Below are 718 nucleotides of genomic sequence, written 5' to 3'. Positions count from 1 at the left end.
CTGCACCGCGACAGCCGTCGTTATTTTGTTGTCTGGTATTTATCAGCCAGGTGTTGGGCCCAGTGGCGTTGAATTAACTCAGTTAGCCCTCGCACAGCATATAGGCGAAACCGGTTTCATTTTTATTGCTGTCGCCATTTTCTTCTTTGCTTTCACATCAATAATTGGCAATTACTCGTACGCTGAAAATGCAATGATTTTTCTTGGGGTGCAATCGACAAAAGGTTTGATCGGTATACGGATTGGTTTAATTGCAATGGTTATTTGGGGTTCGATACAAAGCGTTGAGACCGTATTCAACACTGCCGATGCATCGATGGGTTTAATGGCCATTATTAACCTGGTATCGATTTCTTTGCTTTCTGGGATTGTTTTAAAGCTCACGAAAGACTACATAAAGCAGAGAAAGGCTGGACTAGATCCAACCTTTCACGCGCCTGACCATCCCGAGTTATGTCAAAATGTTGATCAAGAAATCTGGACGGACCCTAAACGAGTTAGCGTAAAGCCAAATTAACGCAGGCTAAAGCAAGATCGTTTACAGCTAGGCTTGCAGAGCATAAGGCTATCGCCACAACTAGTCAGTGGGCTGTTTAACTTTACGTAAGTATGGCTTGACCGTTTCCCATCCGTCCGGATATTTTTTTTCAGCCTCGTCATTAGAAACAGCTGGAACAATTATGACATCCTCACCATCCTTCCAATTTACTGGTGTGGC

Annotated in this window: 1 protein-coding gene and 1 pseudogene; one reads left to right on the top strand and one right to left on the bottom strand. The window is 43.7% G+C overall.

The window, feature by feature from the left end:
* On the top strand, positions 1–517 hold a 517-nt coding region (locus A3739_RS27430; RefSeq protein ID WP_197472637.1), incomplete at its 5' end, for an alanine:cation symporter family protein.
* Positions 518–577: 60 nt separating this feature from the next.
* Here A3739_RS27430 and A3739_RS27425 read toward each other — a convergent pair.
* Positions 578–718, bottom strand: a pseudogene (locus tag A3739_RS27425) (peroxiredoxin); the annotation flags it as partial.

Source organism: Oleiphilus sp. HI0067 (assembly GCF_001635735.1).
This window is presented reverse-complemented; position numbering and strand designations above follow the sequence as displayed.